Here is a 12,910-nt window from a genome sequence, read left to right as displayed (position 1 = left end):
GTCCGCTCACGCTCCCAACATTCATCAAATTCCGCCGCGTAGCTCTCGCTGAGCAGGTCTGCGAGCATCATTCCAAACCAACTCTACGACCTGCTCACTTCTCAAACCGCGCTAACTAGACGGTGCCAGAAGGGGCGTCATGGTTATTTATTTACACATCATTTATTAGCGGTTGTCTGTTAAAATGTCCCATGGGCTTCGGTGGGTGCTATCCGGATAAGGCGCCGATGATAGATCGATTCATGGATACGCTGAGTAATAGTGTCCGGCGAGAGACGATCCACTATTTCGAGAATCACAACAGCGGAAAGACCAGTACGGTCGATGAAGTGGTCGCTCACATAGAGGCGCGAGTTCCGGACAAAGACCGCGAGGAACTCTCACTTTTGCTCCAGCACAAGCATCTGCCAAAACTGCAATCGAGGGGGTGGCTGGAATTCGAGAACCGAAGTGACACCATCCGATATCACGGAAACGAATTGGCCCAGCGGTGGCTGGAAGATGTAGTAGAGGTGTTTGACGAATAGCGTTAGTATCCGGCCCCCTCAGAGAGATTCACACGGTTGTTGTGCCGGTCCTTCCGTCGACACCTGATCTCTGACATCCACGTCTCCCGTACTATCCACAGTTATCGTATAGCCATTGTATTCGAATTCGACTTCAGGAGAGCTCCTCTCGGAGATCGTTGATCGATAGAGCGAGTCGAGTGCGTCCGTATCAATAACGGAGTGGAGCGGTGGTCGGAGTTCTTCTGGTGATACTCGTTCGCGTTTGGCGACTTTTTCAACGATCTTGAAACTTATCGACTGAGTGTGATTCACAGGTATCGCTGCCAGATTCCCGTATATAAAACCAGATGGTCCTCTAATGACGCACGTCAGACAATCAGTTATGAACGGCTTTCATCGGCGTTCTGTTATTGCGGGAAATCCGATATTGAGACCGATGAGAACACTCGGTCGACGTCGCAGGACCGAAATCGCGTCTCTCCGTGACTACTCGAGGAATGGATCGCCCGTGACCACCTGTGGGAGTAGCGAATACGGCCGTCCGTCGACAGATCGGTACCCGATCCGCTCGTAACCCCAACGATTTCGGAGTCAGCGCAAGTGACAAAACACATGGCCTCTCCCGTTTCGAGACTCAAGCGGCTGCTGATCAACGGAGTCGTGATCACGATTCCGCTGGTCGCGACGCTGCTCGTCGTCCTCGTCGTGTTCGATTTCATTCTCGGCGTGCTCTCGCCGATTATCACCGGCGTGACCTACATCTGGGCCGACGAACCGCCGGTTCCGGTGATCCAGTTCGCGACGCTGCTCTCCGTACTCGGGGTGTTCCTGCTGGTCGGGATCGTCGCGGAGTACACCCCGGGAACGTACCTCTCCAAGCGAGTCCACGCGACGATGGAGACGATTCCCGGGGTCAGCACCGTCTACGAGAGCATCCGGCGGGCGAGCAGCCTCCTGCTGGACGACGAGACGGACCAGTTCCAGGACGTGAAACTCGTCGAATTTCCCCACGAGGGGGCGTACATGCTCGGCTTTCTCACCGCAGAGACGCCGCCCGTGGTCGAAGCCAGCGCCGGCGAGGACGAGATGGTGACGATCATGGTCCCGCTCGCACCGAACCCCGCCACGAACGGGTACGTGATGCACATGCCCACCGAGAAGGTCCACGAGGTCGACCTCACCGTCGAAGAAGCGTTCCGATCGATCGCCACGCTCGGCGTCGCCGCCGACAGCCTCGGCGACACGGCGGGCGGCGACGAGTGAGTCCGAGACGGTATCCGGCGTCCGGTCGTTCGCCCGCTCCCAAAATACGTTGGCCGAGGATACATACCTGTCCGGAGTAAAATCACCGACGGAGAGGCGATCCGTCGACAGGGTGACGGGACACGGCGTGTCGAATTCCACCGCGACCCGCTCGGATACAGGACGGGTCGACGAGGTCAGAATCGCCCCCACGATTTCTCGGGCCGCAGACGCAGGGAACGACGCCATCTCGAGCGGCTTCGATAGCGGGTTCTCGGGACGAATTCCCTGCGTCGTCGGCCAGGACAGTTGCTCGTCGAGTGTCAATCGAGCGGATCAGTTTCACCCCGGTATACGACCATTTATACCGGATGGCAGTCCTAGGACAGTGCAATGGCGCAAGCGGGAAATTCCGAACTCGTCGACTCTTTCGAGCAGTTCTTCCGCAACTACTACGACAACGAGATCAAGCAGCTTGCGCAGCGGTATCCGAACGAACAGCGATCGCTCCACGTCGACTGGCAGGACCTCTACCGGTTCGATCCGGACCTCGCGGATGACTTCATCAACCAGCCGGAACAGCTCCAGCGCTACGCCGAGGAGGCGCTGCGGCTGTACGACCTCCCGATCGACGTGAGTCTCGGACAGGCCCACGTCCGGGTCCGGAACCTCCCCGACACGGAGTCACCCGAAATCCGGGAGATCCGCGCCCGGGACATGAACTCCCTCGTGCAGGTACGGGGCATCATCCGGAAGGCCACCGACGTCCGCCCGAAGATCGAAGAGGCCGCCTTCGAGTGCCAGCTCTGTGGCACGCTCACCCGGGTCCCCCAGTCCAGCGGCGACTTCCAGGAGCCCCACGAGTGTCAGGGCTGTGAACGACAGGGCCCCTTCCGCGTCAATTTCGACCAATCCGAATTTGTCGACTCGCAGAAACTTCGGATTCAGGAGAGTCCCGAAGGGCTCCGCGGCGGGGAGACCCCGCAGTCCCTCGACATCAACATCGAAGACGACATCACCGGCGAGGTCACCCCCGGCGACCACGTCTCCGCAACCGGCGTCCTCCGGCTCGAGCAACAGGGCGACCAGCAGGAGAAGTCGCCCGTCTTCGACTTCTACATGGAGGGGATGTCCGTCGAGATCGACGAAGAGCAGTTCGAGGACATGGACATCACCGAGGAGGACAAGAAGGCGATCTACGAGATCTCGAACCGCGAGGACATTTACGAGCAGATGGTCGCCTCCATCGCGCCCTCGATCTACGGCTACGATCAGGAGAAGCTCTCGATGATCCTCCAGCTGTTCTCCGGCGTCACGAAGCAACTCCCCGACGGCTCGCGGATCCGCGGCGACCTGCACATGCTCCTGATCGGGGACCCGGGTACAGGCAAATCGCAGATGCTCGGCTACATCGAGAACATCGCACCGCGATCCGTCTACACCTCCGGGAAGGGGTCGTCCTCGGCGGGTCTCACGGCCGCTGCCGTCCGCGACGACTTCGGCGACGGTCAGCAGTGGAGCCTCGAGGCCGGCGCACTCGTCCTCGCCGATCAGGGGATCGCTGCCATCGACGAATTAGATAAAATGAGATCGGAAGATCGGAGTGCCATGCACGAGGCCCTCGAGCAACAGAAGATCTCGGTTTCGAAGGCGGGGATCAACGCCACGCTCAAGTCCCGGTGTTCGCTGCTCGGCGCGGCGAACCCCAAGTACGGCCGCTTCGACCAGTACGAACCCATCAGCGAGCAGATCGATCTCGAGCCGGCGCTGATCTCGCGGTTCGACCTGATCTTTACGGTCACGGACACGCCGGACGAGGAGAAAGACCGCAACCTCGCGGAACACATCATCACGACCAACTACGCTGGGGAGTTGACGACCCAGCGCAAGGAGATGAACCAGCTCGAGGTCAGCACCGAGGAGATCGACGAGATGACCGAGCAGGTCGATCCGGAGATCGACGCCGACCTCCTGCGGAAGTACATCGCCTACTCGAAGCAGAACTGCCACCCGCGGATGACCGAGGAAGCCCGCAACGCGATCCGGGACTTCTACGTCGATCTGCGGTCGAAGGGGACCGACGAGGACGCGGCGGTGCCCGTCACGGCGCGAAAGCTCGAGGCGCTGGTTCGGCTTTCGGAGGCGAGCGCCCGCGTTCGGCTGTCGGATACGGTCGAACAGGACGACGCCGAGCGGGTCATCGAGATCGTTCGCTCGTGTCTGCAGGACGTCGGGGTCGACCCCGAAACCGGCGAGTTCGACGCGGACATCGTCGAGGCCGGCACCTCGAAGTCCCAGCGCGACCGGATCAAGAACCTCAAACAGCTCATCAGCGACATCGAGGAGGAGTACGACGACGGTGCGCCGGTCGACATCGTCATGGAGCGGGCCGACGAGATCGGGATGGATCAGTCCAAGGCCGAACACGAGATCGACAAGCTCAAACAGAAAGGCGAGGTCTACGAGCCGAGTACGGACACGCTCCGGACGACGTAGCGCCGACCGGCGGGCATCAGTTACGACGTCATTCGAGAGTCGACTCAGAGGTCGTCGAGATTCGAGACCGTCGACCGAATGGTCACCGGTGCGACACCGGCGACCTCGGCCGCCGCGACCTGCGTGATCGACGGCCACTCCTCGCGATCCCCCGTGGCCTTGTAGAGGCACGCCGCTGCGACGCCGCTGGGATCGCGACCGCTGACCAGTCCCGCCTCGAGCAGGGCGGTGAGGTACTCCCGAGCGTGGCGCTCGACGGCCGTCCCGAGATCGAGCTTCGAGGCGAATCGGGGGAGGTACTCCAGCGGGTCGATCGGTCCCGTCTGCAGGCCGAGTTCGCGGTTCAGTGCGTCGTAGGCGACCGTGAGTTCGTCGCTGTCTGCGCGTGCGACGGCGGTGATCTCGTCGATCGTCCGCGCGATCGATCGGGTCCGACAGGTCGCATAGATCGCGGCGGCTGCGAATCCCTCGAGCGAGCGGCCCTGAAAGAGCCCCTCGGATTGGGCGGATTCGAAGAGTGTGCAGGCCTGCTCCCGCACGGAGTCGGACAGCGAGAGCAGGGCGGTAACCCGTTTGATCTCGGTGAACCCGTAGACCTGATTCCGGTCGGCTTTCGAAGATATTCGGGCGCGGTTGTGTTCCCGGCGGAGGCGGGCGATCTGTCGGCGCTTTCGGCCGGTCAGCCGAGCGCTGTAGCCGGCGTCCGAACCGGAGCCGTATCCGATCTCCGTCGATAGCCCTCGGTCGTGTCTCGAGCGGGTCAGCGGCGCACCGGTCCGTCGCGGATCGGTATCGTCGTCCTCGAACGACCGCCATTCGGGGCCGCGATCGATCGCGTCTTCGGCCGAGACGAGTCCGCAGTCCTCACAGACGATTTCGGTGCCGTTCTTCCGTAATCTGCCGTCACATTCGGGGCAGATCGCAGACGAATCAGTATCTGCCATTGGTTATTAGAACTCCCTATAGCAGAATGCTCCCCATTAGCATTTAAATTATAGGGAGCGGTTGCGAAAGGAGAATGTAGCCGTCCGTGACACCGTGATGATATCAGTCGATTAGACGTGCCAACAACGTTCGTGACGCGGTCTCGGTAGTCGCTGCCGACTCGGTCGTCTCGTCGCGATCGGCCAGGAGCCGTTCGTACCGATCGATAACGGCCTGCCGGCGGTTCTCGCTCGTTTCCACTGCGCGCTCGAGCGCAGCGATCCGAGCGAGAAGCTGTAGCCGTTCGATCCGGTAGGAGAGCGGCAGCGCTCGCCGCTCCGGGGTGACGTCGAGCCGTCCCAGCGGATCGGTGGTCGAATCGTTCGATGCGGGAATCGCGTGCGAACGGGGAAGTCGAGTCCGTCCGTCGGCGGAACGGGTCGGGGTGGGGCCTCGTTGCTCGGCGGACATGGTTCGGTATGAGTTAGCACACAGGTCCGGAAAAAGGTCAGTCAGTCGGGTGTCAGACGCGTCTGACGGGGGTCGTGCGTTCGGCCGACGTTACTCCCGGAGGTGCTCGAGCACGCCCCGCGTATCGCCCGGAACGGGTTCGGGTTCGCTCCCGGCGGCGGCCGCGGCGTCGGGATCTTTGAGCAGGTGGCCGGTGGTGAGGCAGGCGACGCGTTCGTCGTCCCCGACGATGCCCTCGGCGCGGAGTTTTCGCAAGCCGGCGACGGACGCGGCGGAGGCGGGTTCGACTCCGATCCCCTCACCGGCGATGTCGCGCTGGGCCTCGGTGATCTCCTCGTCGGAGACCGCGACGGCGGTCCCGCCGGTCTCTCGGATACCGGGGAGCGCTTTCGGCGCGTTGACCGGGTTCCCGATGCGGATCGCCGTCGCGCGCGTCTCGACGTCCTCCCAGCGGCGGATCTCGTCGGCACCGTTCTCGATGGCTTCGACCATCGGTGCAGCGCCCTCGGCCTGGACGCCGGTCAGTTTCGGCACGTCCTCCTCCGCGAGTCCGCCCGCCTGAACGAGTTCGCGGAACGCTTTGTACAGCGCCGACGTGTTGCCCGCGTTGCCGACCGGGAGCACGATCCGATCTGGAGTGGCGTCGTAGTCCGCGAGGAATCCCTCGAGGATCTCGAGGCCGATCGTCTTCTGGCCCTCGAGCCGGAAGGGGTTCAGCGAGTTCAGCAGGTAGGCCTCGCCCTGCCCCGCGAGGTCCTGGACGATGTCGAGGCAGGCGTCGAAGTTGCCGTCGACCTCGAGAATGCGCGCGCCGTGGAGGCTCGCCTGCGCGATCTTGCCGGCGGCGACCTTGCCGGCGGGCAAGAGCACGAGCGTCTGCATCCCGCCGCGAGAGCCGTAGGCTGCGAGTGCGGCGCTGGTGTTGCCCGTCGAGGCACAGGCCAGTCGGCCGACGCCGAGTTCCTTCGCGACCCGCACGCCGACGGTCATCCCGCGGTCTTTGAACGAGCCCGTCGGGTTCATTCCCTCGTGTTTGATTCGCAGGGCCTCGATGCCGACCTCCTCCTCGAGGCGAGGCACCTCGTACAGCGGCGTCGCACCTTCCTGTATCGAGACGCCCGACTCGAACGGCAAGGCGTCGGCGTAGCGCCAGACGCCGTGGCCCTCGAAGTCGTCGAACGTCGGCAACTCGGCGTAGCGAACCTCGAGCAGGCCGTCACACTCGTCGCAGGTGTACCGGACGTCGTCGAAGGGTGCGAACGTCTCCCCGCACTCGATGCACTCGAGCCAGACGCCGTCGTCGGCGTCGGCGGGTCGTTCCGGCTGGTCGGCCGAGAGACTGAGACTCATTGTCAGTCGAGAGGGAGGCGAGAGGCAAAAAGCACGCGGATTCGACGGTGGGCTCGCTTACTGAGCCCCGTCGTCGAAGTCGTCGATCACGTCGTGGACGGTCGCGGTCCAGGCGTCGAGCGCCTCGTGGAGCATCTCCTTGGCGTTCGGCAACGCGATGGCGGTGTACTGGTAAACGTAGCCGCCGCCGTCGAGCAGACGGCGGTTCCGGCGAACGAGTCCCCGTTCCTGCAGCGTCGATAGCGACCGGTTGACCGTACTCCGGTCGCGCTCGAGCGTCGCAGCCAGCTCCTCGATCGTACTGCCGGGCTGGTCACACAGGGTGAGATAGGTGCGGGTCTCGTGATCCTCGATCCCGAAGACGCAGCTCATCACCTCCTCGAACGCCGGGTTCGATTCTTCCATCAGTTCCCCGAGACGGTGCTGGGGGGTGTCGGCCATACCAGTCCGTACGGACGAGAGCGTAAAAATACCCGCCGCAGTCGACCTCTGCAGTCACACATCCGTCACGTGTCTTCGGCTACCGCTCCGTACCCCATCTTCCGGATACAGCTCCGCATTTCGCCCTCGCTCTCGTGACGGTGGAGCCGCGTCGGCGTATCGCAGTAGTACACCGACCCGTCGTATCGCAGCGTCACGTCGTACTCCGTTCGAGCCGCCGTCGTCGTAATCACGACGCGACGACCCTCCTCGATCGCGGACATGATATCGTCTATTTCGAGTTCACCGGCCGAGACACGGAGCGGGTTCGACATCGAGTGAAACTCGACGCGCCGGGCCAAAGAAGCTTCCCGTCGTCGCCCGCCGGGACCGGAATCGCTCTCGTCGAACGATCGGACAACTGCCCGACTGAACCGAATCGAGTGCCGGGAAACGGCTGTGTACGGCCGCCGTCAGACCGGGATAGTGCTACACGGGTACGAGGTGTGTGGTATCGTATGGCATCAGAAACGATGACCCGGCGACCCGAGCGAACCGAAACGGCACTCGAACACTGGCAAGCGGGAACCGTCGGCGGTATCGTCGGCGCGCTCGTATTCGGCGCGATGATGGCGATGCAGACGCCCCCCGTACTCGAGGCCGCGATCCCGGCGATGTACGGCCTCGAAGGGGGCCTCGCGGGAACGGTGATTCACGTCTCGCACGGCGCGGTCCTCGGCGTCGTCTTCGCAGCGCTGTTGGTCGCGACGGGACGAACCGAACTCGGTCTCGGGTCGAGCGCCGCTGTCGGACTCGCGTACGGGCTCGGCGTCTGGGCCGTCCTCGCCGTCGTCGTCATGCCGATCTGGCTCTCCGCAGTCGGGTTCGGGATGGCACCCGACGTTCCGAACGTCGCCGTCGAAAGCCTCGTCGGTCACGCCGCGTACGGGCTCGTTCTCGGTGTGGTCTACGCGGTGCTCGACTGATCTACCGTCCGAACCGCAAAAACGGAGGGCGACACGCCTCGTAGTCGGTAGTCGATACCCCAACCCCTGCTCTACAGGACGTAGAGCACGATCAGCGCCGCCGGCCCCAGCAACATGAGGACGGTGGCGAGTATCAATCTGAACGACATCGTCAGTATCGCAGTTCGGCTAGCGAAATTATAACAGCAGCAGACCGTTCATCAATCAGAACGCGGGTCGAAAACTATCAACAGCGAATTTACCAGAGAAATAACGTATTTCCTTCCGGATCCGACGGTCTCGAACCGGATACACCCGATTCGCGTGATCGGGCCAGAACTACTTCAGCAACCAACTCAACAGCGCCTTCTGGGCGTGAAGCCGGTTCTCACGCCCACCTTTTTTCCGGTCGGGTCGCTCACTCCGTTCGCGACCACTCCCGCAAAAAATCTGGACCAAAAAACCCGATCGCTCGCTTCGCTCGCGATCGAGCGCTTACTCGAGCAACCAACTCAACAGCGCCTTCTGGGCGTGAAGCCGATTTTCCGCCTGATCGAAGACGATCGAACGGTCGCTCTCGATGACGTCGTCGGTGATCTCCTCGCCCCGATGAGCCGGCAGACAGTGCATGACCGACGCGTCGGGGGCGTGCTCGAGCAGGTCCGATCCGACCTGGAACCCGTCAAAGTCGTTCATTCGGACGTCGCGTTCGTCCTCCTGCCCCATCGAGATCCAGACGTCGGTGTAGATGATATCGGCGTCCGTGACCGCCTCGACCGGATCCGCCGTGATCGTCGGATCGCCGCCGAGGTCGCGAGCGCGTTCGATAACGTCGTCGTCGATTCCGTACCCCTCGGGCGTCGCGACCGTCAGGTCGACGTCCGTCAGGGCACAGCCGAGCGCGAACGACTGCGCGACGTTGTTCCCGTCGCCGATCCAGACCGCCGACACGTCGTCGAAACCGCCCTCGTGTTCGCGGATCGTCAACAGGTCCGCGAGCGTCTGGCAGGGATGTGCGTCGTCGGTGAGGCCGTTGACGATTGGCACCGAGGAGTACTCCGCGAGTACTTCGACGTTCTCGTGCTTGAAGACGCGAGCCATTACCGCGTCGACGTACCGCGAGAGCGCCCGCGAGGTGTCCTTCAGCGGTTCGCCCCGCCCGAGCTGGATGTCGTCTTCCCCGAGGAAGATCGCGTGGCCGCCGAGCTGCGTCATCCCCGTCTCGAAGGAGACGCGGGTACGGGTACTCGCCTTCTGGAAGAGCATTCCCAAAGTCTGTCCGGACAGGTCGGCGTGGTCCTCGCCGGCTTCGACGGCGCGTTTGTACTCGTCGGCTCTATCGAGAACTGCGAGCAGTTCCGTCTCGGAGAGGTCGTCGACGTCGAGGAAATGTCTCGGCTGTGTATCAGTCGTCTCTGGTGTCATAGTATGATATTCGTCTGGAAATACGTGATGTTCAGTCCTCGGTGAGCGTCCGGGCGACGCGCTCGAGGATCGACACTGACTGGTCGAACTCCGACAACGGCAGTCGTTCGTCCGGTGCGTGATCGAGGTCCGAGTTGCCCGGCCCGTAGGTGACCATCGGGCAGTCCCAGGCCCCGGCGTAGATGTTCATGTCGCTCGTTCCGGTCTTTCGCACCAGGCGGGGATCCGCGCCTTCCTTGCGGATGGCGACGCGAAACGCCCGTGCGACCTCCGTTCGCGAACTCATCATCACCGGCGGGACCTTGTCCTTCCAGGTCACGGTCCCGACCTCGAGTTCGGCTTCCGCGGCTTCGCGGACGGCGCCGACGGTGAGCGCCGGCGGGACGCGCAACTGGACGTCCATCGTCGCCTCGACAGAGAGGCCGTCGTCGCTGACGCCGCCTTCGATGTCGACCGGCTTGGTCGTCACCTGCTCGAAGACCGGTTCGTACTCGTCGCCTTCGAAGCGGTCCTCGACGGCCGACCACCAGCGGACGGCGTGTTGGATCGCGTTCGGGTCCGGCCGGGAGGTGTGACCGGACTCGCTGGTCGCGACGTACGTGCCGGCGATCAGACCGCGATAGCCCAGCGTGATCCCGTCGGCTCCGGAGGGCTCGCCGTTGACGACGGCCGCCGGTGCCTCGGCTCGGTCGTCGACCAGATAGCGCGATCCCTTCGAATCGACCTCCTCGCCGACGACGCCGACGAAGGAGACGCCGGTGCGGACGGCGGCGGCCGCCATGGCCGCGAGCGGCCCCGTCGCGTCGACGCTGCCGCGACCCCAGAGGATCTCGTCGTCGCCGGTCTCTTCGACCTCGACCGGGATGTCCCCCGGGACGGTGTCGATGTGCGAGGTCAACAAGACGGCGTCGTCTGCGGGCGCGCGGACGTTCCCGACCGCGTCGATCCAGACCTCCCGGTCGTGGGCCTCGAAGAAGTCCACGAGGCGTTTAGCCGCCTCGCGTTCCTCGCCGGTCGGCGAGGGGATCGAGACGAGATCGACGAGCAACTCTCGGGCCTCTGCGGACGACACGTCGCTCGAGTGGTCGGCGTTCGCGCTCATGAGTCGTCGTTCGATCCGAGGACGTCGACCATCGCGTCGACTACTCGATCGGCGTCCGACCGCTCGAGGACGAGCGGCGGGAGCAGCCGCAGGACGGTTCGTCCGGCCGGCAGCGCCAACACCTGCTGTTCGATCGCCAGATCGCGGGCGACGCGGTTCGCACCGCGTTTCAACTCGACGCCGACGAGCAGACCCTCGCCGCGGACCTCGCGCACGTCGTCGCCCACTGCGGCCTCGAGTTCAGACGTGAGATAGTCGCCCATCTCGGCGGCGTGGGCGGGGTACTCCTCCTCGACCAACGTCGAGATCGTCGCGTGGACGGCCGCGGTGACGACCGGGCCGCCGCTGAACGTGGCGTTGTGGGAGGCCGCGCCGTCGGCGATCCAGTCCCGCACCGCGACCGCGCCGACGGGCAGGCCGTTGCCCAGTCCCTTCGCCGTCGTGAGGATGTCGGGCGTGACGCCCGCGTTCTGGCAGGCCCACATCGAGCCCGTCCGACCCATGCCGGTCTGGACCTCGTCGAAGATCAGCGCCGCGCCGGCCTCGTCGGTGGCCTCGCGGGCGGTCTCGAGGTAGCCCGCGGGCGGGACGTTGATCCCGCCCTCGCCCTGGATCGGCTCGAGGATGACGGCCGCGGTCTCGTCGTCCACGGCGGCCGCGAGTTCCTCGTCGTCGCCGTAGGGGACGAACTCGACGTCGCCGGCCAGCGGCTCGAAGGGTTTCTTGTACTCGTCCTTCCAGGTCGCTGCGAGCGAGCCCATGGTCCGGCCGTGGAACGACCGGGTCGCGGCGACGATCGTCGACGCTCCCGTCGCGGACCGGGCGAACTTCAGCGCGGCCTCGTTGGCCTCGGTCCCGGAGTTACAGAACCAGGCCTGGTCCAGATCCGCCGGTGTCGAGGCCACGAGCGCCGCGTAGGCGTCCTCGCGCGACTGGACGGGATAGGAGGAGTCGACGAACGTCAGGTCGCCGACCTGTTCCTGGACCGCGTCGACGACCGCGGGATGGGAGTGGCCCAGCGGCGTACAGGCGTAGCTCGCGCCGACGTCGAGATACTCCGTGCCGTCCGTCCCGTAGAGGAACGGTCCCTCGCCGCGTTCGATACCGATCGGCTTGCCGCCGGAAACGAAGTCGTGATCGCTCATTCTGTGGCCTCCGGTTCGGGTTCGTCGTCCGCGAGCACGCCGGGCTCGAGCGTCGTCCCCTCGCCCGCGAGCGCGCTCGTGATCGGCTCGTCGGCGTTGGCGCTCGCGACGATCACCGACGCTGCGCCGCCCTCGAGGGCCTCCTCGGCGGCCATGACCTTCTTCGTCATGAACCCCTCGGCGGCGTCTTTGACGGCCTCGAACTCGGCGGGCGTCGCGGCCGAATCGATCTTCGTCGACTCGTCGTCGGGATCCTCGTAGATCCCCGAGACGTCCGTGAGGACGACCAGATCGGCCTCGAGCGCCCCCGCAATCGCGGCGGCGGCGCGGTCGGCGTCGGCGTTGACCGCGGTGTACTCTCCGTCTTTCTCCTTCCCCAGCACGGGAACGGAGACGACGGGCGTGTAGCCGCCCGCGATGACCGTCTCGAGCAAGTCGGCGTTGACCGACTCGATCGTGCCCGAGTGGTCGCCGCGCTTGATCTTCTTCTTGCCGTCCTCTTTCACGCGGACGGCCGATTTGCGCTTGCCCTCGAGCAGTTTGCCGTCCGTGCCGGAGAGGCCGACCGCGTTCACGCCCTCGTTCTGCAGGCTCTCCACCAGATCGGTGTTGAGCTTGCCCGGCATCACCATCTTGAACACGTCCATGGTCCGTTCGTCGGTAAATCGGCCGACGACGCCGCCGGGCGTCTCGACGTAGGTGGGTTCCTCGCCGAGCTCCTCCAAGGTCTCGTCGACGGCGGTCGAGCCGCCGTGAACGACGACCATATCCTCGCCGTCGTCGACGAGCGAGGCAACGTCGGCAAGTGCGCCTTCGGGATCGACGGCTCGAGCGCCGCCGATTTTGACCACCGTCGTCATC

General features: G+C 64.2%; 14 protein-coding genes and 1 pseudogene. 4 read left to right on the top strand and 11 right to left on the bottom strand.

The genetic code is table 11. From position 1 onward, the window contains the following. Positions 1-68, bottom strand: a pseudogene (locus NDI89_RS22690) (IS6 family transposase); the annotation flags it as partial. A gap of 123 nt (positions 69-191) precedes the next feature. On the opposite strand from NDI89_RS22690, the gene NDI89_RS22685 reads away from it, so the two are divergent. After that, positions 192-527, top strand: coding sequence for a DUF7344 domain-containing protein (locus NDI89_RS22685; RefSeq protein WP_277524983.1), 336 nt, complete (start codon positions 192-194; stop codon positions 525-527). Between the two features lie 18 nt (positions 528-545). On the opposite strand, the gene ddfA is transcribed toward NDI89_RS22685, so the two are convergent. After that, the gene (gene ddfA, locus NDI89_RS22680; RefSeq protein ID WP_277524981.1) at positions 546-821 is read right to left on the bottom strand and encodes a DdfA family disk-determining factor; all 276 of its coding nucleotides are present in this window, start codon (positions 819-821) and stop codon (positions 546-548) included. 300 nt (positions 822-1,121) lie between these two features. On the opposite strand from ddfA, the gene NDI89_RS22675 reads away from it, so the two are divergent. Further along, positions 1,122-1,772, top strand: a complete 651-nt coding sequence (locus tag NDI89_RS22675) for a DUF502 domain-containing protein (RefSeq protein WP_277524978.1) — start codon at positions 1,122-1,124, stop codon at positions 1,770-1,772. Between the two features lie 372 nt (positions 1,773-2,144). Further along, positions 2,145-4,247 (top strand): minichromosome maintenance protein MCM, encoded by a 2,103-nt coding sequence (locus NDI89_RS22670; RefSeq protein WP_277524977.1) that lies wholly within the window; start codon positions 2,145-2,147, stop codon positions 4,245-4,247. Between the two features lie 44 nt (positions 4,248-4,291). Here NDI89_RS22670 and NDI89_RS22665 read toward each other — a convergent pair whose 3' ends face one another. The 5 genes from NDI89_RS22665 to NDI89_RS22645 form a co-directional block, all read right to left on the bottom strand. Next, positions 4,292-5,191, bottom strand: a complete 900-nt coding sequence (locus NDI89_RS22665; protein WP_277524976.1) for a transcription initiation factor IIB — start codon at positions 5,189-5,191, stop codon at positions 4,292-4,294. Positions 5,192-5,294: 103 nt separating this feature from the next. Further along, on the bottom strand, positions 5,295-5,642 hold the full coding sequence (locus NDI89_RS22660) for a G protein-coupled receptor family protein (RefSeq protein ID WP_277524975.1): 348 nt from the start codon (positions 5,640-5,642) through the stop codon (positions 5,295-5,297). A gap of 90 nt (positions 5,643-5,732) precedes the next feature. Further along, on the bottom strand, positions 5,733-6,992 hold the full coding sequence (thrC, locus tag NDI89_RS22655; protein WP_277524973.1) for a threonine synthase: 1,260 nt from the start codon (positions 6,990-6,992) through the stop codon (positions 5,733-5,735). 57 nt (positions 6,993-7,049) lie between these two features. After that, positions 7,050-7,433, bottom strand: coding sequence for a helix-turn-helix domain-containing protein (locus NDI89_RS22650; protein ID WP_277524971.1), 384 nt, complete (start codon positions 7,431-7,433; stop codon positions 7,050-7,052). A gap of 65 nt (positions 7,434-7,498) precedes the next feature. Next, the gene (locus NDI89_RS22645; RefSeq protein WP_277524969.1) at positions 7,499-7,747 is read right to left on the bottom strand and encodes a DUF8001 family protein; all 249 of its coding nucleotides are present in this window, start codon (positions 7,745-7,747) and stop codon (positions 7,499-7,501) included. Positions 7,748-7,930: 183 nt separating this feature from the next. Between NDI89_RS22645 and NDI89_RS22640 the strand changes: the two genes are divergently transcribed. Continuing rightward, positions 7,931-8,398, top strand: coding sequence for a histidine kinase (locus tag NDI89_RS22640; protein ID WP_277524968.1), 468 nt, complete (start codon positions 7,931-7,933; stop codon positions 8,396-8,398). A 474-nt stretch (positions 8,399-8,872) separates the two neighbouring features. Here the strand turns inward: NDI89_RS22640 and argF are convergent, their stop codons facing one another. From argF to NDI89_RS22620, 4 genes are read right to left on the bottom strand one after another with little or no spacing between them, the layout of a single operon-like run. Beyond that, entirely contained in the window at positions 8,873-9,802 is a 930-nt protein-coding gene (gene argF / locus NDI89_RS22635) for an ornithine carbamoyltransferase (protein ID WP_277524967.1), read from the bottom strand. 31 nt (positions 9,803-9,833) lie between these two features. Then, the gene (locus NDI89_RS22630; RefSeq protein WP_277524966.1) at positions 9,834-10,904 is read right to left on the bottom strand and encodes a [LysW]-lysine hydrolase; all 1,071 of its coding nucleotides are present in this window, start codon (positions 10,902-10,904) and stop codon (positions 9,834-9,836) included. Then, positions 10,901-12,049 (bottom strand): aspartate aminotransferase family protein, encoded by a 1,149-nt coding sequence (locus tag NDI89_RS22625; RefSeq protein WP_277524964.1) that lies wholly within the window; start codon positions 12,047-12,049, stop codon positions 10,901-10,903. Before NDI89_RS22625 ends, NDI89_RS22630 begins: the two co-directional genes overlap by 4 nt. Continuing rightward, on the bottom strand, positions 12,046-12,909 hold the full coding sequence (locus tag NDI89_RS22620; RefSeq protein ID WP_277524962.1) for an acetylglutamate/acetylaminoadipate kinase: 864 nt from the start codon (positions 12,907-12,909) through the stop codon (positions 12,046-12,048). The genes NDI89_RS22625 and NDI89_RS22620 overlap by 4 nt, the downstream gene beginning before the upstream one ends. Position 12,910: the final 1 nt, after the last annotated feature.

The organism is Natrinema salsiterrestre (genome assembly GCF_029502005.1).
Taxonomy (GTDB): Archaea; Halobacteriota; Halobacteria; order Halobacteriales; family Natrialbaceae; genus Natrinema; species Natrinema salsiterrestre.
Note: the sequence above shows the minus strand (reverse complement) of the source record. Positions and strands in the feature narration are given on the sequence as shown.

Bases quoted from the DNA above. Each gene is read 5' to 3' on its own strand.
- NDI89_RS22685 (WP_277524983.1), top strand. From the start codon at position 192: ATGGGCTTCGGTGGGTGCTATCCGGATAAGGCGCCGATGATAGATCGA.
- NDI89_RS22675 (WP_277524978.1), top strand. From the start codon at position 1,122: ATGGCCTCTCCCGTTTCGAGACTCAAGCGGCTGCTGATCAACGGAGTC.
- NDI89_RS22670 (WP_277524977.1), top strand. From the start codon at position 2,145: ATGGCGCAAGCGGGAAATTCCGAACTCGTCGACTCTTTCGAGCAGTTC.
- NDI89_RS22665 (WP_277524976.1), bottom strand. From the start codon at position 5,191: ATGGCAGATACTGATTCGTCTGCGATCTGCCCCGAATGTGACGGCAGA.
- NDI89_RS22660 (WP_277524975.1), bottom strand. From the start codon at position 5,642: ATGTCCGCCGAGCAACGAGGCCCCACCCCGACCCGTTCCGCCGACGGA.
- thrC (WP_277524973.1), bottom strand. From the start codon at position 6,992: ATGAGTCTCAGTCTCTCGGCCGACCAGCCGGAACGACCCGCCGACGCC.
- NDI89_RS22650 (WP_277524971.1), bottom strand. From the start codon at position 7,433: ATGGCCGACACCCCCCAGCACCGTCTCGGGGAACTGATGGAAGAATCG.
- NDI89_RS22645 (WP_277524969.1), bottom strand. From the start codon at position 7,747: ATGTCGAACCCGCTCCGTGTCTCGGCCGGTGAACTCGAAATAGACGAT.
- NDI89_RS22640 (WP_277524968.1), top strand. From the start codon at position 7,931: ATGGCATCAGAAACGATGACCCGGCGACCCGAGCGAACCGAAACGGCA.
- argF (WP_277524967.1), bottom strand. From the start codon at position 9,802: ATGACACCAGAGACGACTGATACACAGCCGAGACATTTCCTCGACGTC.
- NDI89_RS22630 (WP_277524966.1), bottom strand. From the start codon at position 10,904: ATGAGCGCGAACGCCGACCACTCGAGCGACGTGTCGTCCGCAGAGGCC.
- NDI89_RS22625 (WP_277524964.1), bottom strand. From the start codon at position 12,049: ATGAGCGATCACGACTTCGTTTCCGGCGGCAAGCCGATCGGTATCGAA.
- NDI89_RS22620 (WP_277524962.1), bottom strand. From the start codon at position 12,909: ATGACGACGGTGGTCAAAATCGGCGGCGCTCGAGCCGTCGATCCCGAA.